Genomic DNA, 18,172 nt, shown 5'->3' with positions numbered 1-18,172 from the left:
CGATCGGACGCCGGATCAGTGGGCCTTGAGGGCCTCGGGGATGGAGAGACGGAGACAACGAACGGCGGGCGGGATGGCGCCGACGAGTCCGACGCCCAGCCCGGCGAGGACGCCGACAAGGACGACGGGTGCGTCGAGGGTGAGCATGAACGCGCCCATGGAGAAGCGGACGGCGAGGCCGTCGAGCAGGAGCAGGCCGAGGGCAGCACCGGCGAGCGCGCCGCACGCGCCGGCAAAGGTCGATTCCTCGGTGAGGCTGAGGACAATGGCGGTGCGTGTGAAGCCGAGTGCCTGGAGCATGCCGACCTCCCGGACGCGGGCTGCGAACGCGGCGTACATGGTGTTGAGACCGCCGAGGATGCCGCCCGAGGCGATGAGCGCGGCGGTGACGAGCACCATGGCGCGGATCGGAGCGTAGAAAGCGGCGATGGAAGCGTAGTAGTCGCGTTCCGGGATGGCCGTGATTTCGAGGTCGAGGCGCCCTTTGACGAAGAGGTCCACGTCGGCGAAGCGGGCGGAGTCGAGCGTGACGATCACGCAGGAGAGCGATGCGGGCCGGTTGATCGCGACCTGCAGGTCGATCAAGGGGAGCCAGATTTCGGCGTCCATGACGGTGTTTGGCGCTGTGAAGCGGCCGACGATGGTCCACTCGCGGTTGCTGAAGTGGAGCGTCTGGCCGATGGCGAGGCGGGAATCGGGCAGGCCGAGGCGCGTGGCGGCGAGGGCGCCGACCATGAGTTCATCGCGTCCGCTGCGCGGGGCGCGGCCCTCGACGATCTCGACTTCCGGGTGGACGAGCAGCGCGACCGGTCGCACGCCGCGCATCACGGCGGGGAGGTCGCGGTCGCTGGTCGCGCTCTCTCGCACGGGAAGGGCGGCATGGATCTCGGGCGAGGCGTAGACGACGCCCGCGCTCTGCTTGAGGCCGGTGATGCTGGCGGCGGCGATGCCCTCGATGCCCGCGTCGATCTGGGAGCGTTCGACGCCTTCCTCGCTGCCGATGCCGACGATCATGACGTTTTCGTGGAGGCCCGCGCGCTGGGTGAGCGTGGCGGTCATGCCGCGTACGAACCCGCCCGAGGCGAGAGCGAGCAGGACGACGAGGGTGGAGCCGATGAGCGTAGCGGCGAGGCGCAGTCGGCTTCGGCCGAGGTTGCGGAAGGCGTAATGGAATGGGAGTTGTCGCATGGGGGTTGTTCTCAGGCGGCCCTGAAGCATTCGGCGATCTCGCGGTTGGACGCCTGCCACGCGGGGACGAGGCCTGCTACGACGCCGATTGCGCCGCAGACGACCATGCCGGTGAGGAGGAGGGCGGTGTCGGCGACGATGGGTATGGTCGCGCCCTCAACGGAGAGAGCGAAGCTCTTGAATCCCGCGACCGCGACGGCCGCGCCCGCGCCGACGAGTCCGCCGACGAGGGCGAGGATCACGCCCTCAGCGACGATGAGCGCGGCGACGAGCCGGCCGGGAAAGCCGAGCGTCTGGAGAACGGCGTGCTCGGAGACGCGGCTCTGGACCCCGAGGACGATCGAGTTGCCGACGAGGGCGAGGACGGCGACGAGGCAGCCGAGTCCGAGCCAGCGTGCGAAGCCGACGATCTCGATGACGTCGTCGGCGATGCGCCCGATGAACGCCTTTTCGGTGAAGGTCGAGGTCGGCTCCTGGGCGTGGCGGAAGGTCGCGTCGATGTCCTTGGCGACTCGGTCGAGGATGGAGGGGTCGGCGACTTTGACGTTGAACTGGGTGACGACGCCGAGGCGGTTGCGTTGGGCGAGTTGCACGAACTCGAGCGAGGTGTAGGCGACGTTCCAGTCCTGGGGGTCGTCGGAGCGGATGACGCCGGCGACGTAGGCGGTGATGCCGGCGGCGTCGAAGGTGACGCCGGGGCGCAGGCCGCGCCGGCTCGCGAGCGTTTCGCCGACGAGCGCGGCATCGGTGCGGCGGAGCCAGTCCTGGGCCGAGCCGGAGACGATCGTGAGTCTGTCGGCGCGGTCGGCGAGGAACTGCTCCTTCGGCACGCCGCGGTAGGTCACGACGTCGAGGCTGGTTCGGCAGTTGGAGACGACGATCTTCATCGGGATCACGGAGACGACGCCGTCGATGCGCTCGATGCGGGAGAGGTAGTCCTGCGGCAGTTCGCTGGTGGCGGGGCAGTAGCGGTCCTCGCGGTAGACGACGAGGGTGGTGTCGCCCGCGGCAGATCTTGTGGCGGCGGTCACGCCACGGTCCATGGCCTGCACGGCGGTAAACAGGAACATGGCGATGGCGATGCCTGCAATGGTGAGCGCGGAGCGGACGCGGTGGCGTGCCACCTGCTTGAGCACGTAGGGCGCGCAGTTGAGGATGCTCATGGCCGTTCTCCTCCGGCGGTTACCACGCCGCTCTCGACGAGCCTGCCCTTTTCGAGATGCAGGGTGCGCGTGGCGTGCTCGGCCGTCTTCGGGTCGTGGGTCACCATGATGATGGTCTTGCCGAGTTCGAGGTTGAGTTCGCCGAGCAGGGCCATGACGGCGGCGGCGGCGGTCTTGTCGAGGTCGCCGGTCGGCTCATCGGCGACGATGATGCCCGGATTCGTGACGATCGCGCGCGCGATTGCGACGCGCTGCTCCTGCCCGCCTGAGAGTTGTCGCGGGTAGTGGTCGAGGCGGTCGGCGACGCCCACGCGCTCGAGGGCGTCCATGATGCGCTCGTGCCGCTCGCGTCGGTTCAGCGGGTGCAGCAGCAGCGGGAGTTCGACGTTCTCGTAGGCGGTGAGGACAGGGACGAGGTTGTAGAGCTGGAAGACGTAGCCGATGTTCTTGGATCGCCAGGCGGCGAGCGCGCCGCGGCCGAGGCTGGCGAGGTCGGTGCCGCCGATGCGGAGCGTGCCTCGGGTGGGGCTGTCGATGCCCGCGATGAGGTTGAGGAGGGTCGTCTTTCCGCTGCCGCTGGGTCCCATGAGGGCGAGGAACTCTCCGGTGTCAACGTCGAGGTCCAGGCCGTCGAGGGGTCGGATGACGTTGTCGCCCTTGCGATACTCACGGGTCAAGGCTCTGCATTGGATCATGGTCATCGTGTTCCCTCCCCGCCGCGCGAGGCGAATCGCACCCGTTGCCCTTCGCGGAGTCCGTCTGCATCAAGCACCAGCAACGCGCCCGGCTGGACCGGGCCGCTGACGACTGCCCAGCCTGCCGATTCGGCTTCGGGCTGGACGTGCACCGGGCGCACGACGCCGCGGTCGCCGCGCCGGTTCGTGACTGTCCAGACCTGCACCCCGCCTTGGTGGGCGTGGAGGGTGTCGCTGGGGACGCGCACACGCCCCGGTCCGCTCGCTGGGGCTGCGGATCCATGCTGAGCCGCTTCTCCGCGGGGCAGGAAGCGAACGCGCGTGAGCATTTCGGGTCGGAGCAGGGGCGATGGATCGATCACGCGCACCTTTGCCTGGAGGGTGTTCTTCTGCAGATCGGCCTCGTGCGTGATGCGGAGCACCTCGCCCTCGAAGACGCGGTCGGGGAGCACCTCGACGACGACCTCGCATCGCTGGCCCACGAACAGGTGCGAGGCGTCGGCCAGCGGCACGTCAACGCGCACCTGCATCCGCTCGGGGTCGTAGAGCAGCGCGACGTGGCCTGAGTGCGTGTCGTCCATCATGCGGACGACCTTGTCGCCGGGCGCCTTGAGCCGGCGTTGCACGTAGCCGTCGATCGGAGCGCGGATGACCATGCGGTCGAGTTCGAGCGCGGCCTCGTCGCGGGCGGCCCGGGCGCGCTCGACCGCGCCGCGTGCCTTGTTCACGGACGCGATGGCCGAGTCCAGCCGTCGGCGTTCCTCGATGCGCAGCGCGAGATTTCGCTCCGCGGCACGGAGTTCTGCCCTCAGACGCTGGCTCCGTGCGGCGAGCAGCGGCCGCAGGGCCTCGAGCGACTCGACCGTCGCCCGCTGGGCCTCGACGCGCTGGCGTGCCACGATCACCTCGAGTTCGGTCGCTGCCTGCCCGGCCCGCGAGCGCTCCGCGCGAGCGAGTTCCTCCTCGTACTGCACCAGGGTCGCGCGGGCCGCGGCGATCATCGAGGGCAACTGCGCGACCTCGGCCTCGCTCTCGGCAACGGCGGCGCGCCCGGCCTCGACCGCACGCTCGCGCTCGACCGGCTCGTTCCAGTCCGTCTCGGCCGCCCGCAGTTCGGCCTCGGCCAGGGCGAGTTCGGCCTGCGCGACGGACAACTCCGCCTCTGCGCTGCTGAGTTTCAGTTCTGCATCGACCGAGACCAGCCGCGCGATGACCTGCCCGGCTGCCACGCGGTCGCCTTCGAGGGCGTCGACGTGTTCGACGACGCCGTCCGCGAGCGCGGCGGCGGCGACGTAGTACGGCTCTGCTTCGAGCCAGCCCGGAGCCTGCACGGCCGTGCCCACGCGCCCCGCGCCGGCATGGCGGTCACCGGTCACGCGGGTGCCGGGGGGTTCCTCTGCGCGCTCGAAGACTGCCTGCGTGACCTGCACGGTTCGGACAGGCCGCACCGTGGGCCACGCGCTCCATGCGACGACCAGTAGCGTCAGCACGACCACAGCCGCCGGCACGATCACCGCCACTTTGGATCGCCGCGGCACGTCCGCGCCGGGCCGATCGCCCCCGATAGTTCCCGCCGTCATGGGTGTTGCTCCAGAGCCTGTCTTCGCCCGTGCGCGCACGATCGGCGCGCACCTTCAGTGTCAGACGGTGGCGAAGGCTCTGGGAGGTCGCTTGAGACGCGAGATCGCGGCGTCACCTGCCGGACCCGGCATGTCATCGACGACGCGGGACGCGACATCCCGCCATGCGGGGGCAACGCCCGCGGGAGAGACGCCCAAAGGGAGCTTGACGACGCCGAAGCAGCATGACTTCGGGCAGTCGCAGCCGTGCGATCTCTGATCGTTCCGCTCACGATCTGCCGGGCGGCCCTCGTCGGCAGCGACGGCAGTCTCGCAGCAGTGACACTCATGGCCGCCGTCGAGGGCGGCGAGCGTGGAGGGCTTGCTGCTCTCGACAGCGCAGCACTCGCTCGCCCCATGCACGACGGCGAGGAGCGGCTGCAGGAACATGCCGGCTGCGAGCATCAGGATGGCGAATCTCGCGAGCATCGTCAGAACTATATCGACCCCGGTGCGGCCTAGATGCAGGCATGGCGGCCGCGTCCCGCTCAACCGGGGGAGGGAAGACCCGAACCCGACCCGCATGGAGTCCAAAAAGCACAACCCCGCCTTGTCGGCGGGGCTGTCGCGACACACGGGCGAAGGGACTCGAACCCCTAACCTCCTGATCCGTAGTCAGGTGCTCTATCCAATTGAGCTACGCCCGCCCGAGCGAGCCTGCCGGCCTGCGCGGAGAAGCCTAATCCAGCCCTGCCCCTCCGGCAAGCCTACCCTCGTCCCCGGGGCTTGATTTCCGCCCCCAGCCTGCCACGATTGAAGTCCCGCCGGGGCTGCCCCGGCGACCCGAGAGCCAGCAGAGGAACCCGATGGCGCACTCAAACTCCGCCCGCAAGCGCATCCGCCAGAACGCCAAGCGCCGTGCGTTGAACCGGTGGCGACTCCGGACGATGCGGGCGGCGATCAAGAAGTTTCAGGACGCCCTGACGCAGGGGACCGCCACAGACGCGGCGGCGGCCTACCGCGAGTGCTCCTCGGTGATCGACCGGACGGCCCAGAAGGGCGTGATCCACAAGAACCAGGCGGCCCGTCGCAAGAGCCGGCTCTGCGCTCGTCTGAAGGCGAAGCAGACCGGCGGCGCCTGACCGCACACGCCACGTCCGAACTCTCGTTCTCGCTCGGCCCACGGCTCTGCGGGTGTTGTTGCTGTTTCGGTGTCGCGCTCTCCCCCTGAGCGCATGAGCCTCGCACGCTCGATCCCATTCCACGCTACCTTCACGCCATGAGCCGGCCCACCCGGAGCGAGAACGCATCGGCCGCCGCGCCGCGGCGCCGATCTCGCCGCAGGCACTCCGGCGCGCTCACCTACGGCGAGGCCTCGACAAGCCCCCTGCATATTCTCGTCTTTCTCTGCCCGCTAATCCTGCTCTACGAGATCGGTGCGATCGTGTACCTGCCCGGCGAGACGATCGCCGCCCGCGGCATCCTGGCGCGCGTGTTCGAGTCGTTCGGGATCGTCGGCCTGCACCTTCCGGCCGGATTGCTGGTCGTCGTACTGCTGCTCTGGCACGCGCTGGTGCGGGAGCGCTGGCGTGTCCGGGCGCCGTATCTCGTGTTCATGCTGATGGAGTCGTGTGTCTGGACCGTGCCGCTGTTCCTGTTCGCGTTGCTGATGACCGCGGGGCCGGCTCTGCAGCCCGAGGTCGCCACCGCCGCGGCGGAACTGCGGGAACGTTCGTGGCAGGCCCGGCTCACGCTCTCGATCGGCGCGGGGCTGTACGAGGAACTTCTGTTCCGAATGATCCTGATCGCCGCGGCCCATTTCGTGCTCGCCGACCTGCTCCGGCTGCCGGACCACTGGGCGAAGATCGGATCGGCGGCGGTCTCGGCCGTGGCGTTCATGCTCTATCACCACGCGGCGACGCCGGTCGAGTCGGCGTTCTTCCTGCTGGCGGGGTTGTACTTCGCGGGTCTGTATATCCTGCGTGGGTTCGGGATCGTGGTGGCGGTCCACGCCCTGTACGACGTCCTCGCCCTCGTCATCATGGGCTAGGGAGCCGTGCCGGGTCTTACCTCCTGCTTTGCTGCTCGGCGTCCTCTCCAAGGGCTGTTTGCCCGCTTCTGGACGCCCCCTCCCCCCCTTCGCTACACTTGGGCTGGTCCGCCCCCGGCCGGTCAGCCGATCTCAAGGGCAGGGCGTGTCCGTTCGACCGGGGCAGTGCCCGCCCTCGACGAGCCAAGGAGGTCCGGGTATGGGTCTCGACTTCGCCATCGATGAGCTGTACGCGACGGGGTGGTCCCCGCTCGACACGCGGGACTGCGAACGCCATGACGACGGAAGGCCGTTCCCGTCCTTGGCCAGGGTCGAGCAGGAGTTCGCCGCGGCGGGCTTCCCGCTGAAGGTGCGGCACGTGCAGTTGTTCGACTGCTATCGTGCGGAGTGGCATGACGGCACGGGCCAACCGGCGGGTGCTGTCGTCGGCCGCACCGCCGCCGAGGCCGCGGTCTTCGCGCTGTCGCAGATGCGTCGTGCGACCTCGAGCGTCTCGGCGGTGGCGACCGTCTGATCCGACCTTGCCGCGAGAGCAGCTCCGCTTCAACCCACCCGCCCGCTGGTTCGGCTCGTTTCCTTGACGCCATGCCGCTCTGGCCTATGCTGCCCTGAGCCTGTTGGCCCCATCGTCTAGCCTGGTCCAGGACGCCAGGTTCTCATCCTGGAAACCGGGGTTCGAATCCCCGTGGGGTCATTGGTTTGTTTTCGAGGCTTCGCGCGATTCCGCATCGTCTTGCGGAATGCCCGCCCCAACAAGCGTTTTCGATGATTCGTACGGATCGGTGCGAACCGGCGCGGGTTCGCGCTGCGGCCACTTTGCGCGCAGCGTGCGCCGCATTCCGCGTCGCTCTCGTCGACCGTGCGCGTCGCCCTCATCGCGGACCATCCGGTCGTGCATATCGGCGACTCGCTCGGCGTGACTCGACCGGGTCGCCGCGACGGGTCTTGGGACGACCGCCGTCGGTCGCCGTAACCATTCCTGTTCATCCCCGTCATGGTGCGTGAGGGCCTGGCGAGTCGTCGAGGCGGTTCGCGGGTTCGCACGCACGAGGATGCTCATGACCTACCGAGCGGGCACCGTGTTTCGATCGTCAACCCGCGGTGCGGAGCGGCTGCGTGTTGAGGCGCAGTCCGCCGGGCGTGAGCCGTGGCGTGAGTGGGGGCCGTATGTGAGCGAGCGGCAGTGGGGGACGGTCCGCGAGGACTACAGTCCGCACGGCACGGCGTGGGATTCATTCCCGCACGATCACGCCCGCAGCCGTGCCTACCGCTGGGGGGAGGACGGCATCGCGGGCTTCTCCGACGGCCAGCAGCGGCTCTGTCTCGCGCTGGCGCTCTGGAACGAGCACGATCCGATCATCAAGGAGCGTCTCTTCGGCCTGACCAACAGCGAGGGGAATCACGGCGAGGACGTGAAGGAGTTGTACTACTACCTCGACGCGACACCGACGCACTCGTACATGCGAGCGCTCTACAAGTATCCTCAGCGCGAGTTCCCGTACGCTGCGCTCGTGGAGGAGAACCGGCGCCGTGGCCAGCACGATCCGGAGCTCGAGATCCACGACACAGACGCGTTCGAGGGGGGGAGATACTTCGATGCGGAGGTCGAGTACGCGAAGGCGGGTCCGCGCGACATTCTGATGCGGATCACGGTCCACAACCGTGGTCCTGAAGACGCCCCGATCCGTGTCCTGCCGCAGGTCTGGTTCCGCAACACGTGGTCGTGGTCGCACGGCTCGGATCGTCCATGGCTCGAGCCGACGGGCGAAGGCTCGCTGCTGCTGCGGCATCCCGACCTGGGGGAGTGGCATGTCGTCGCTCAGGCCGGGGCGGAAATGCTCCTGTGCGAGAACGAGACGAACCCGCGCCGGCTCTGGGGCATCGACGCCGCCGGCGTATTCAAGGATGGCGTCAACGACTACGTCGTGCATGGCGTGTGTGAGGCGGTGCGCAGGGAGGGACGCGCCACGAAGGCGGCGTTCCATTACCGGACGATCGTTCCCGCCGGCGGATCGATCGTGGTGCGCGTGCGCCTGGCGGACACGGTGGCGCTTGCTCCGTTCGATGGCTTCGACGACATCGTCGAGGCACGGCGTGCCGAGGCGGACGAGTTTTACGCCGTGTTCCAGCCGGGCATGGACGCCGAGCGACGGCGCATCCATCGTCAGTCGCTCGCGGGCATGATCTGGAGCAAGCAGTTCTATTTCTACGACGTGCCTCGGTGGCTGGACGGCGACGCGACGCAGCCCGTGCCTCCGGGTTCTCGCCGGCACGGCCGCAACGCCGACTGGACGCACCTGAACAACGCCGACATCGTCTCGATGCCCGACAAGTGGGAGTACCCGTGGTACGCGGCGTGGGACCTGGCGTTCCACTGCGTGCCGCTTGCGATGGTGGATTCCGAGTTCGCCAAGTCGCAGCTCGTGCTGCTGACGCGCGAATGGTACATGCACCCGAACGGGCAGCTGCCCGCCTACGAGTGGGCGTTCGGTGACGTGAACCCGCCCGTGCACGCCTGGGCCGCGTGGCGTGTCTTCGAGATCGACCGGGCGCAGCGCGGTGACGCGGGCGATCTCGCGTTTCTCGAGCGAGTTTTCCACAAGTTGCTGCTGAACTTCACGTGGTGGGTGAACCGCAAGGACGCCGAGGGACGCAACGTCTTCCAGGGGGGATTCCTCGGGCTTGACAACATCGGCGTCTTCGACCGCAGTGCGCCGCTGCCGACGGGGGGGCACATCGACCAGGCGGACGGTACGAGCTGGATGGCGGCGTACAGCTTGAAGATGATGCGCATTGCGCTCGAACTCGCTCGGCACAACCACGTCTACGAGGACGTCGCCACCAAGTTCTTCGAGCATTTCCTGCACATCGCCGCGGCGATGAACAACCTCGGCGGGGCGGAGACCGGCCTCTGGGACGAGCAGGACCAGTTCTTTTACGACGTGCTGCATCTGCCTGACGGCTCGACGCTGCCGATGCGCCTGCGGACGATGGTCGGTCTGATCCCCCTCTTCGCCGTCGAGGTGATCGACGGCTCCCTCCTGCGCGAGCTGCCCGAGTTCGCCGCTCGACTGGAGTGGTATTTGAACTACCGCCCTGACCTCGCGTCGCTTGTCTCGCGCTGGCAGGAGCCGGGCGAGGGTGACTGCCGCCTGCTCTCGCTGCTCCGGGCGCACCGCATGAAGTGCGTGCTCCGTCGTCTGCTCGACGAGAACGAGTTTTTCTCTCCGTTCGGGGTCCGCGCGCTGAGCCGGGCGCACCTCGACGAGCCGTTCGTCTTTCGCGTCAGCGGGCAGGAGCACGTGGTCCGCTACACGCCCGGCGAGAGTGAGAGTGGACTCTTCGGCGGCAACTCGAACTGGCGAGGCCCGGTCTGGTTCCCAGTCAACTACCTGATAGTCGAGTCGCTACGTGAGTTCCATCGCTTCTACGGCGACACCTTTCTCGTCGCATGCCCGACGGCGCGCGGGCGGGAGATCAGTCTCGGGCGTGCCGCGGACGAGATCGCGGAGCGTCTCGTGCGCATTTTCCTGCCGGACGAGTCCGGTCGCCGCCCTGTCTTCGGGCACGCGCCGCTGCTGCGCGATGATCCGCATTTCCGCGACAACCTGCTCTTCTACGAGTACTTCCACGGCGACAGCGGTCGCGGCGTCGGTGCGAGCCACCAGACCGGATGGACGGGGCTGGTTGCCGCGCTGCTCGCCGATCCGACGCACCCGATCGCGTCCGCGCAGCGTGTCGCACGGGACGCCCGCCGAGCCGTTTCCGTCTGAACTCTACCGCACTGTCCCGGGAAAGGACGCGCCATGAGTCACACTGCACCGATGTCGAGCGCAGCGATCCGCGACCTCATGCCCGAGCAGTTGCCGAGCGTTGTCATGCCGCACTGCGACGCCCGTCCCGTGCTCCGCGGGCAGAAGGCCCTTGTCACGGGCGCGAGCAGCGGCATTGGGCGAGCCATCGCAGTGGCGATGTGCGCCGCCGGAGCGGACGTCATGCTGAACTTCGTCGGTCCCGAGGAGCAGGCCCGCGAGGCGGTCGATGAGGCGACCCACTGCGGCTGCTCCGGTCGCGGGCGGGCGGTCGCGGTTCGGGCGGACGTCTCGGACGAGGGGCAGGTGAGCGGGATGTTCGAGCGAATGTTCGACGAGTTCGGCACGATCGACGTTCTCGTGAACAACGCGGGCCTCCAGCAGGACGCGGCGATCGAGGACATGACGCTTGGGCAATGGCGCCGAGTCCTGGACGTGAACCTGACGGGTCAGTTCCTGTGTGCGCGCGAAGCGGTCCGCGAGTTCAAGCGTCGCGGCGTTCGTCCCGAGGTGTCGTGCGCCGCCGGCAAGATCGTCTGTGTGTCGAGCGTTCACGAGGTCATCCCGTGGGCCGGGCACGTGAACTACGCGGCAAGCAAGGGTGGCGTGATGCTGATGATGAAGAGCATCGCCCAGGAGGTCGCGCCGTGGCGCATCCGTGTCAACAGCATCTGCCCCGGCGCCATCCGCACGCCGATCAACCGCTCGGCGTGGGAGACTGCGGAGGCATACAACGAGTTGATGAAGCTCATCCCCTACAAGCGGATCGGTGAGCCTGACGACGTCGCCCGCCTCGCGGTGTGGCTCGCGTCCGATGACGCCGACTACGTGACCGGAGCGAGCCTCTTCGTCGACGGAGGCATGACGCTCTATCCCGGATTCGAGACGGGAGGCTGATTCTTGGGCACGACGCCTCGCCTGCGCGAGCGATGGCCGCTGTGGGTCATCGACGGGTTCCTCCTCGGGCTGTTCATGTTTGCCGTTGCGGTCTTCGTGGGGCTGATCGAGTCTCCCGCGTCTTCACTGCACGCGCTGTTGCCGTCGCCGCTCGTCCGGCGCGGGCTGGTCGGTGCGGGGATGGGGCTCACTGCGATTGCGTTGATTTACTCGCCGCTAGGCGAGCGCTCGGGCGCGCACATGAACCCCGCGGTCACGCTCGGGTTTCTCCGGCTGGGTCGCATCCGTCCGCTCGACGCCTGCGGCTACGTGGTCTGCCAGTTCGCGGGGGGGGTGGCCGGGGCGACGATCGGCGGCGTCGTTGCGGGTCCGCTCTTCACCGACGAGCCTGTCAGGTACGCGCCGACCGTGCCGGGCGTCTGGGGAGTTCCGGCGGCGTTCGCGGCCGAGGTTGCCATGACGTTCATCCTCATGAGCACGGTCCTCTACGCCTCGAACACGCGGCGGCTGGCGCGTTGGACGGGCGTGTTCGCGGGGGTGCTGCTCTTCACGTTCATCACGGTCGAGTCGCCGGTTTCCGGCATGAGCCTCAACCCTGCGAGAACGCTGGCGTCGGCGGTTCCGGCCGGTGTGCACGATGCCCTGTGGATGTACTTCGCGGCGCCGACGCTTGGCGTGCTCGCCGCCGCGGAGGTGTTCCGTAACCTGCGAGTTCTGCCGCGCGTCCATTGCTGCAAGCTGAACCACTGCGGCCCGGGCGTGTGCCCGCACTGCGGTTGCGACGGACCCATTCACTTCGAGGCCCACACGGACGACCCACGATGAGCGAGCGATACGACGTCATCATCATCGGGACGGGGGCGGGAGGCGGCACGCTGCTGCACGCGCTGGCCGGATCGGGGCTTCGGATCCTCGTGCTCGAGCGCGGGGGCTTCCTGCCTCGCGAGGCGCAGAACCACGACGAGCACGCGGTCTTTGTGAAGGGGCGCTATCTCGCTGATGACGCCTGGCTCGACGCGGAGGGGCGCGAGTTCCGCCCGTACACGCACTACTGGGTCGGCGGGAACACGAAGGTTTACGGCGCCGCGCTGCTGCGGCTGCGCGAGAGCGACTTTGACGAGGTCGTCCACCACGGGGGCGTCTCTCCCGCCTGGCCCATCGGCTACGACGAGATGGAACCGTACTACACGCGTGCTGAGCGGCTTTTCAGCGTCCATGGAGAAGCGGGCGTCGATCCCTGCGAGCCGCGCCGCTCCGCGCCGTACCCGCACCCTCCCGTCCCGATGGAACCGCGCATGGCGGAACTGTGCGAGGCCTTCAGGTCGCGGGGGCTTCGTCCGTTCCCCTGCGCGCTCGGTGTCCGCCTGCGCGCGGGCGAGACGCGACCTTCGAGCCGCTTCGACGGCTATCCAGATCCAACCGGATCGAAGGCGGACAGCGAGGTTGTGTGCGTGGCGGCCGCGGCGCGGCGTCCGAACGTCACGCTCGTGACCGGCGCAAAGGCCGAGCGGCTCGAAGCGAGCTCTTCGGGGCGTGAGATTCGCGCCGTTGTCGTGAACCGAAACGGCGGCGCCGAGCGGTATGAGGCGGACCTTTTCGTGGTGGCGTGCGGGGCGGTGAACTCCGCGGCGTTGCTCCTGCGATCCGCGACGCTTGCGCACCCACGGGGCTTGGGCAACTCGTCAGGCCAGGTCGGTCGGAACTACATGCGTCATCAGAACGGGCTGCTCATCGCCCTCACCGACGAACCGCACGATTCGCCGTTCCAGAAGGCCTTTGCCCTGACGGACTTCTACCGCGGCGATGCGGGCTGGCCGTACCCGATGGGGACTGTGCAACTGATGGGCAAGCCTGACTCCGAGTACCTGTCGTCGCTCGTCGGCGATCGGCTCCCCGGCGTGCCGCGTGAGGGAATCGGCCGGCACACGATCGATTTCTTCCTCACGGCCGAGGATCTGCCCGACTCTGGCAACCGTGTCACGCTCGCGGAGGACGGGCGCATCCGGCTCGAGTGCCGGGACACGAACGGGGAGGCGTACGGCCGACTTCTCGCGAGGTTCACCCGCCACCTTGACGCAGCGATGGGCGCGAAGTCCGGTCGCACGACGGGCCGGTTCCACGCGCACCGTCGCCTGGGCGTCGAGGGCGTCTCGCACCAGTGCGGGACGCTGCGCATGGGTAACGACGCGGCGACGAGCGTCGTGGACCGCGACTGCAAAGCCCACGACCTCGACAATCTGTACGTCGCTGATTCCGCCGTCTTTCCTTCGAGCGGCGCGGTGAACCCGTCGCTCACGATCATGGCCAACGCGCTCCGTGTCGGCGATCGCATCCTGGAACGTCTGGGCCGTGCCGCGGCGCAGGCGCCAGCAGCGCGAGGCCGTGCGCTCCCTGCCTGACCGGAACACAAAGGACACATCATGCTTCGCGTACCGCTGCTCCCGCTGTCTCTGGCCGTTGCGATCTCGACTCTCTCTCCTTCCGCCGCGGGACCGACCGCGCCCCGGACCGCCCCCCCCGGGGCCGGTCTCCCGGCGGGATCTCGGCCGTTCGACCTGCCGCTTCGTCCGACGCTCACGCTCGATGCCGCACGGGCGGCGCTCGAGGGTGCACTGTCCGAAGCGCGGCGTCTCGACGCAGGGGGAGCGATCGCCGTGGTTGATGACGGCGGTCATCTCGTCCTCCTCGCGCGCATCGACGGTACATTCCCTGCGTCGTCGGAGGTGGCCGCGCGCAAAGCGCGCACCGCCGCGACGTTCCGTCGGCCCACGCGCGACTTCGAGAACGCGGTGCGCAACGGCAGGCACACGCTCCTCGCTGTGGACGCGATGACACCGCTCGAAGGCGGCGTGCCGATCGTCGTCGCCGGGCAGGTCGTCGGCGCGGTCGGCGTGAGCGGCGCGCACAGCAGCGAGGAGGACGTGCTGATCGCCGAGGCGGGGGCGTCCGCCGTCGAGAACTGACCGAACCACGTCTGGACGCGCCGGCTTGTCCCGGCGCACGGGGTTACGCACATCACCGGCGCGATAGCCGCGCCCGAACTGATCGAAAGGAATCCACGATGCCCACGTCCACTCGGTCGATCGCTCTCGCTCTGCTGCTCGCTGGCGCTGGGGTCGGCTCCGCACTTTTCGCCGGCAGTCCTGCGGTGGCGCAGCCGGAGGAGCAGGCCCCGGCTCGGCCCGCGAAAGTTCTCGTCAACCGCAACCGGGAGGGGATCGCCATCCAGGGCTACGACCCGGTGGCGTACTTCACTCTGGGCAAGCCCGTGAAGGGGAATCCCCGCTTCAAGGCGACGCACGACGGGGCGATCTACCACTTCGTCAGCGCTGACCACCGTGCGAGGTTCATCGCGGAGCCTGCGAAGTACGCCCCTGCGTTCGGCGGATACTGCGGCTACGCGGCCAGCATCAACAAGGTGTCGCCGGTCGATCCCAACTACTGGCAGATCATCGACGATCGCCTCATCCTCCAGCACAACCAGCGGGCGTTCGATCTCTGGAACAAGGACCTCTCCGGCAATCTCGCCAGGGCGAACGGCAACTGGCCTTCGCTGGTCGAGCGCAACGGCACGCCGCTGAAACTGCTCGTGAATACGGACAAGCAGGGGATCGCCATCGAGGGTCACGACCCCGTCGCGTACTTCACCGAAGGCAGGGCGGTTCAGGGATCACCGGACTACGAGGCCGTGTACAACGGTGCGATCTACCGCTTCACCTCGATGGAGAATCGCGCCGCCTTCGAGAAGGAACCCGCCAGGTATGCGCCGGCGTTCGGCGGTTACTGCGGGTACGCGGCCAGCATCAACAAGGTCTCGCCCATCGACCCGACGATTTTCCAGATCATCGAGGGCCGCCTGGTCCTGCAGCACACGTCGGAGGCCTACCGGCTGTTCAACAAGGACGCGGGCGTGAACCTCGAGAGGGCCGACCGCAACTGGCCCGGCCTTGTCGATCGCCACGGTCGCTGAGGAGCGCATCACAACAGATACAGGGAATCAGCCCATGATGACATGGACCATGATGACAGCCTCGCTCCTCGCGGTCATGCCCGCGTCCGGGCCGGACCTCGCCCCGCTCGTGCCCAAGCCGCGCGTGATCCTCAACCTCAAGACCCCCGAGGGCGCACAGGCGATGTCGGCCGAGTGGCGAACGGCGGATGTCCACGTGCTCGCCGCGCAGGGCCGAAGTCCGGATGACGACGGCCGCGTGACGGGAATGCCTTGGAGCGCGCTCGATCTGCACCCTCGCATCGGCTCGCCGGACTTCGATACCGTGCCTTGGGCCTCCGTTTCCCCGGGCGAACTTGAGCATCGGCGTGGGTCGGGGAAGGTCTCGTTCCAGTGGTACAGGCTGAACCTCAGGATTCCGGATCGCGTGGGCGAGCTGGACCCGACCGGCTCCACCATCATTCTCGACCTTCGCATCGACGACTACGCTGAGGTCTGGGTCAACGGCGCTTTGCCGTACCGCTTTGCACAGACCGGCGGTGCGGTTATCGCGGGCTGGAACGCGTCGAATCGCATCCTCCTGTCCAGCGACGCCCGTCCAGGCGAGACCTTCGACGTCGCGATTTTCGCCGTGAACGGTCCGATCTCCGAGGTTCCAGAGAACTTCATCTGGGTGCGATCCGCCGCGGTCGAGGTGTACGCCAACCCCCGCGCGGTGACGCCCGAGGCGGTCTCGGGGTCGCTCGTGCGCTACGATCCCCGGCTCGATTCGATCATCGCGCCCGGCACGCCGGTCGAGCGCATCGCCACCGGTTTCGTTTTCACGGAGGGGCCGGTCTGGGACCGGCAGACCGGCTCGCTGCTCTTCAGCGATCCCAACGCGAACACGATCTACCGGTGGTGTTCGCACGGTTCGGTCGAGGTCGTGCGTTTCCCGAGCGGCTACGCGGGCGCGGACGTCGCCGAGTACCGCCAACCGGGGTCCAACGGTCTCACCTTCGACAACGAGGGTCGGCTCACGATCAACCAGCACGGCAACCGGCGCGTCATCCGTCTCGAGCACGACGGCTCAGAGACAGTCCTTGCGGATCGTCACCACGGCCGGAGGCTCAACAGCCCCAACGATCTCGTCTATCGCTCCGACGGCGCGCTCTACTTCACCGACCCGCCGTTCGGCCTGCCTCGTGGCTACGACGACCCAGCGCGTGAGACACCGCACTTCGGGGTGTACCGGCTCGACCACGCCGGCCTGAGCCTCCTCACCACCAGCCACCGAGGCCCGAACGGGATCGCGTTCAACCACAAGGAGACCGTCCTCTACGTCGGGGACTGGGACGAGCGGCACAAGGTTGTTACCGCGTATCCCGTCTTGGCCGACGGTTCGCTCGGCGAGGGGACGGTTTTCTGCGATCTGACCGCAGAGCCTGGCGACGAGGCCATCGACGGCGTCAAGTGCGACAGTCGCGGCAACGTCTATGTCTGCGGCCCGGGTGGCCTGTGGATCTTCGCTGCCGACGGCACGCGGCTCGGACTCCTCCGCAACACGGAGACGCCCCACAACATCGCCTTCGGCGACCCGGACGGGCGCACGCTCTACATGACGTGTCACACCGGAGTCTATCGAGTGCGACTGGGGGTCAGCGGCCCGATGCCGTAACCGCAACGCACGGGTGGCGTCCAGAAGCGGGCCGATCGAACGGCGGCCCGAACCGAGAACACGCGGGACGCACGAGCGGCGATCGGTGGGCCGGGAACATCCGTCCCCCGATCGCCGCGGAGGTACAACAGTGCCGAGCATCACAAGACGCGCCGTGTCTCCGAGGCACAGGGTCCGAGCAACGATCGCGGCCACGCTGACCTTTGCGTCGGTGATCGCGATGGCCGAGAAGGCGGCGAGTGCGCAAGTGGACGACCCGCCGAAGGCTCTCGCGGTCGAATCGATCGCGCTGACCGTGGCTGATCTCGACCGGTCCGTCGAGTGGTACACGCGAGTGCTTGATTGCCGCCTCACGGACGAGCGAGAGCTGGAGGGCGAAGAGGCCGAACGATTGCTCGGTGTCTTCGGCGCGCGTGTCCGCGTCGCCACGCTGCGGCTGGGCGAGGAGCGGCTCGACCTGATCGACTTCGTCACGCCGGAGGGTCGGCCCGTTCCCGCGGACTCCCGGGGCAACGATCGCTGGTTCCAGCACGTCGCGATCATCGTCCGCGACATGGAGGCCGCCTACGCCAGGCTGCGTGCCCATGGTGTCGGGCAGGCTTCGAGCGGTCCCCAGACGCTCCCCGCCTGGAACGCGGCGGCGGGCGGCATCCGCGCGTTCTACTTCCGTGACCCCGACGGCCATTTTCTCGAGGTCCTTGACTTCCCGCAGGGCAAGGGTGATCCGCGCTGGCACGCCGCCACCTCCGACCTCTTTCTCGGCATCGATCACACGGCGATCGTCGTGGACGACACCGATGCGAGCCTCCGCTTCTACAGGGACGGCCTGGGCATGCGCGTCGCGGGCGAGAGCGAGAACCACGGGCCTGAGCAGGAACGCCTGAACACCGTCTTCGGTGCACGGCTGCGCATCACCACGCTCCGCGCGGACCGCGGGCCGGCGGTGGAGCTGCTCGAGTACCTGACGCCGCGCGACGGCCGCCCGTATCCGCTCGACTCGCGGGCGAACGATCTCTGGCACTGGCACGTCGGCGTGCGCACGGAACGGCCCGCGGCGTGGTTCCGGCGCGCCCGCCTGTTCGGAGCGTTGCCCGTTTCGCCCGGCGCGATCGACGCGGACCTTCCGGATCGGGACAGCGGCGAGGCGCTCCTGCTCCGCGACCCGGACGGGCACGCTTTGCTCCTTTTTACGGACGACTGAC

17 protein-coding genes and 2 tRNA genes are annotated in these 18,172 nt (G+C 68.3%); 12 read left to right on the top strand and 7 right to left on the bottom strand.

Annotation, left to right across the window (positions count from 1 at the left end):
* Positions 1–15: 15 nt before the first annotated feature.
* The 6 genes from FBT69_07600 to FBT69_07575 form a co-directional block, all read right to left on the bottom strand.
* Positions 16–1,218, bottom strand: coding sequence for an FtsX-like permease family protein (locus tag FBT69_07600; GenBank protein MDL1904656.1), 1,203 nt, complete (start codon positions 1,216–1,218; stop codon positions 16–18).
* Positions 1,200–2,351: an FtsX-like permease family protein gene (locus tag FBT69_07595; GenBank protein ID MDL1904655.1), complete on the bottom strand. Its 1,152-nt coding sequence runs from the start codon at positions 2,349–2,351 to the stop codon at positions 1,200–1,202. The genes FBT69_07600 and FBT69_07595 overlap by 19 nt, the downstream gene beginning before the upstream one ends.
* Complete coding sequence (locus FBT69_07590) at positions 2,348–3,052, bottom strand: ABC transporter ATP-binding protein (protein ID MDL1904654.1); 705 nt, start codon at positions 3,050–3,052, stop codon at positions 2,348–2,350. The genes FBT69_07595 and FBT69_07590 overlap by 4 nt, the downstream gene beginning before the upstream one ends.
* Positions 3,049–4,626, bottom strand: a complete 1,578-nt coding sequence (locus FBT69_07585; protein ID MDL1904653.1) for an HlyD family efflux transporter periplasmic adaptor subunit — start codon at positions 4,624–4,626, stop codon at positions 3,049–3,051. The genes FBT69_07590 and FBT69_07585 overlap by 4 nt, the downstream gene beginning before the upstream one ends.
* 60 nt (positions 4,627–4,686) lie before the next feature.
* Positions 4,687–5,094 (bottom strand): hypothetical protein, encoded by a 408-nt coding sequence (locus FBT69_07580; protein ID MDL1904652.1) that lies wholly within the window; start codon positions 5,092–5,094, stop codon positions 4,687–4,689.
* Between the two features lie 144 nt (positions 5,095–5,238).
* A tRNA-Arg gene (locus tag FBT69_07575) sits at positions 5,239–5,312 on the bottom strand.
* Positions 5,313–5,471: 159 nt separating this feature from the next.
* Between FBT69_07575 and FBT69_07570 the strand changes: the two genes are divergently transcribed.
* The 4 genes from FBT69_07570 to FBT69_07555 all read left to right on the top strand — a co-directional run bounded on the left by FBT69_07570 (position 5,472) and on the right by FBT69_07555 (position 7,349).
* On the top strand, positions 5,472–5,747 hold the full coding sequence (locus FBT69_07570) for a 30S ribosomal protein S20 (GenBank protein MDL1904651.1): 276 nt from the start codon (positions 5,472–5,474) through the stop codon (positions 5,745–5,747).
* 137 nt (positions 5,748–5,884) lie between these two features.
* Positions 5,885–6,655 (top strand): CPBP family intramembrane metalloprotease, encoded by a 771-nt coding sequence (locus FBT69_07565; GenBank protein ID MDL1904650.1) that lies wholly within the window; start codon positions 5,885–5,887, stop codon positions 6,653–6,655.
* Between the two features lie 199 nt (positions 6,656–6,854).
* Positions 6,855–7,169, top strand: coding sequence for a hypothetical protein (locus FBT69_07560; GenBank protein MDL1904649.1), 315 nt, complete (start codon positions 6,855–6,857; stop codon positions 7,167–7,169).
* A gap of 105 nt (positions 7,170–7,274) precedes the next feature.
* Positions 7,275–7,349: transfer RNA gene (locus tag FBT69_07555), tRNA-Glu, on the top strand.
* On the opposite strand, the gene FBT69_07550 is transcribed toward FBT69_07555, so the two are convergent.
* Complete coding sequence (locus FBT69_07550; protein MDL1904648.1) at positions 7,347–7,553, bottom strand: hypothetical protein; 207 nt, start codon at positions 7,551–7,553, stop codon at positions 7,347–7,349. The genes FBT69_07555 and FBT69_07550 overlap by 3 nt on opposite strands.
* 160 nt (positions 7,554–7,713) lie before the next feature.
* Here FBT69_07550 and FBT69_07545 point away from each other — a divergent pair, with 160 nt between their 5' ends.
* From FBT69_07545 to FBT69_07510, 8 genes are all read left to right on the top strand, one after another.
* The gene (locus FBT69_07545) at positions 7,714–10,428 is read left to right on the top strand and encodes a glucosidase (GenBank protein MDL1904647.1); all 2,715 of its coding nucleotides are present in this window, start codon (positions 7,714–7,716) and stop codon (positions 10,426–10,428) included.
* Positions 10,429–10,461: 33 nt separating this feature from the next.
* Positions 10,462–11,364, top strand: coding sequence for an SDR family oxidoreductase (locus tag FBT69_07540; GenBank protein MDL1904646.1), 903 nt, complete (start codon positions 10,462–10,464; stop codon positions 11,362–11,364).
* 3 nt (positions 11,365–11,367) lie between these two features.
* A complete protein-coding gene (locus FBT69_07535) occupies positions 11,368–12,189 on the top strand; it encodes an aquaporin family protein (GenBank protein ID MDL1904645.1) in 822 nt (273 codons plus the stop codon).
* Positions 12,186–13,763 carry a GMC family oxidoreductase gene (locus FBT69_07530; GenBank protein ID MDL1904644.1) on the top strand — a complete coding sequence of 526 codons (1,578 nt, stop codon included), beginning with the start codon at positions 12,186–12,188 and terminating at the stop codon, positions 13,761–13,763. The genes FBT69_07535 and FBT69_07530 overlap by 4 nt, the downstream gene beginning before the upstream one ends.
* 156 nt (positions 13,764–13,919) lie before the next feature.
* On the top strand, positions 13,920–14,327 hold the full coding sequence (locus FBT69_07525; protein MDL1904643.1) for a heme-binding protein: 408 nt from the start codon (positions 13,920–13,922) through the stop codon (positions 14,325–14,327).
* Between the two features lie 98 nt (positions 14,328–14,425).
* On the top strand, positions 14,426–15,334 hold the full coding sequence (locus tag FBT69_07520; protein ID MDL1904642.1) for a hypothetical protein: 909 nt from the start codon (positions 14,426–14,428) through the stop codon (positions 15,332–15,334).
* 34 nt (positions 15,335–15,368) lie between these two features.
* Complete coding sequence (locus tag FBT69_07515) at positions 15,369–16,970, top strand: SMP-30/gluconolactonase/LRE family protein (protein MDL1904641.1); 1,602 nt, start codon at positions 15,369–15,371, stop codon at positions 16,968–16,970.
* 220 nt (positions 16,971–17,190) lie between these two features.
* Positions 17,191–18,171, top strand: coding sequence for a glyoxalase (locus tag FBT69_07510; protein MDL1904640.1), 981 nt, complete (start codon positions 17,191–17,193; stop codon positions 18,169–18,171).
* The last annotated feature ends 1 nt before the right edge of the window (position 18,172 follow it).

It is taken from the genome of Synechococcales cyanobacterium CNB (genome assembly GCA_030263455.1).
In the GTDB taxonomy this organism is placed as follows: Bacteria; Planctomycetota; Phycisphaerae; order Phycisphaerales; family UBA1924; genus CAADGN01.
Note: the sequence above shows the minus strand (reverse complement) of the source record. Positions and strands in the feature narration are given on the sequence as shown.

Excerpts from the sequence above, each read along its gene's own strand:
- FBT69_07550 (MDL1904648.1), bottom strand. The coding sequence starts at position 7,553 with ATGCACGACCGGATGGTCCGCGATGAGGGCGACGCGCACGGTCGACGA.
- FBT69_07565 (MDL1904650.1), top strand. The coding sequence starts at position 5,885 with ATGAGCCGGCCCACCCGGAGCGAGAACGCATCGGCCGCCGCGCCGCGG.
- FBT69_07510 (MDL1904640.1), top strand. The coding sequence starts at position 17,191 with ATGGCCGAGAAGGCGGCGAGTGCGCAAGTGGACGACCCGCCGAAGGCT.
- FBT69_07585 (MDL1904653.1), bottom strand. The coding sequence starts at position 4,626 with ATGACGGCGGGAACTATCGGGGGCGATCGGCCCGGCGCGGACGTGCCG.
- FBT69_07580 (MDL1904652.1), bottom strand. The coding sequence starts at position 5,094 with ATGCTCGCGAGATTCGCCATCCTGATGCTCGCAGCCGGCATGTTCCTG.
- FBT69_07600 (MDL1904656.1), bottom strand. The coding sequence starts at position 1,218 with ATGCTTCAGGGCCGCCTGAGAACAACCCCCATGCGACAACTCCCATTC.
- FBT69_07540 (MDL1904646.1), top strand. The coding sequence starts at position 10,462 with ATGAGTCACACTGCACCGATGTCGAGCGCAGCGATCCGCGACCTCATG.
- FBT69_07560 (MDL1904649.1), top strand. The coding sequence starts at position 6,855 with ATGGGTCTCGACTTCGCCATCGATGAGCTGTACGCGACGGGGTGGTCC.
- FBT69_07545 (MDL1904647.1), top strand. The coding sequence starts at position 7,714 with ATGACCTACCGAGCGGGCACCGTGTTTCGATCGTCAACCCGCGGTGCG.
- FBT69_07570 (MDL1904651.1), top strand. The coding sequence starts at position 5,472 with ATGGCGCACTCAAACTCCGCCCGCAAGCGCATCCGCCAGAACGCCAAG.
- FBT69_07530 (MDL1904644.1), top strand. The coding sequence starts at position 12,186 with ATGAGCGAGCGATACGACGTCATCATCATCGGGACGGGGGCGGGAGGC.
- FBT69_07590 (MDL1904654.1), bottom strand. The coding sequence starts at position 3,052 with ATGACCATGATCCAATGCAGAGCCTTGACCCGTGAGTATCGCAAGGGC.
- FBT69_07595 (MDL1904655.1), bottom strand. The coding sequence starts at position 2,351 with ATGAGCATCCTCAACTGCGCGCCCTACGTGCTCAAGCAGGTGGCACGC.
- FBT69_07515 (MDL1904641.1), top strand. The coding sequence starts at position 15,369 with ATGATGACATGGACCATGATGACAGCCTCGCTCCTCGCGGTCATGCCC.
- FBT69_07520 (MDL1904642.1), top strand. The coding sequence starts at position 14,426 with ATGCCCACGTCCACTCGGTCGATCGCTCTCGCTCTGCTGCTCGCTGGC.